The organism is Roseovarius sp. A46, assembly GCF_004126395.1.
In the GTDB taxonomy this organism is placed as follows: Bacteria; Pseudomonadota; Alphaproteobacteria; order Rhodobacterales; family Rhodobacteraceae; genus Roseovarius; species Roseovarius nitratireducens.
On sequence record NZ_PVWS01000094.1, the window covers coordinates 1 to 356 of the forward strand.

1 protein-coding gene is annotated in these 356 nt (G+C 59.8%); it reads right to left on the reverse strand.

The window, feature by feature from the left end:
- On the reverse strand, nt 1–356 hold a 356-nt coding region (tnpA, locus tag C6W92_RS17515), incomplete at both ends, for an IS200/IS605 family transposase (protein ID WP_129435409.1).

Here is a 356-nt window from a genome sequence, read left to right on the forward strand (position 1 = left end):
CTGAAGTACGATGTCTTCGGTGATGGCACCGTTAGTGGTTGAAAAGTACCCTCGCCCCCAAAACCGGCAGCCCCAGTAGCGCTTTCGGATGGCTGGAAACTCCCGTTGCACCTTGTGGGACGAACGGCCCTTCATCTTGCGCACCAGATCCGAGATCGCGAGCTTCGGCGGCACCGAGACGAACATGTGGACGTGATCGCTCGACAGCACCCCGCGCAAGATGTCGACCTCGTTCTCGCGGCACACCTGCCGGCAGATGTCGCGCACCCGCAGTCGCAATGCCCCGGTCAGCACCTTGTAACGGTATTTGGTCGACCAGACGATGTGGTAGCGGTGATAGAAGACGCAGTGTTTGC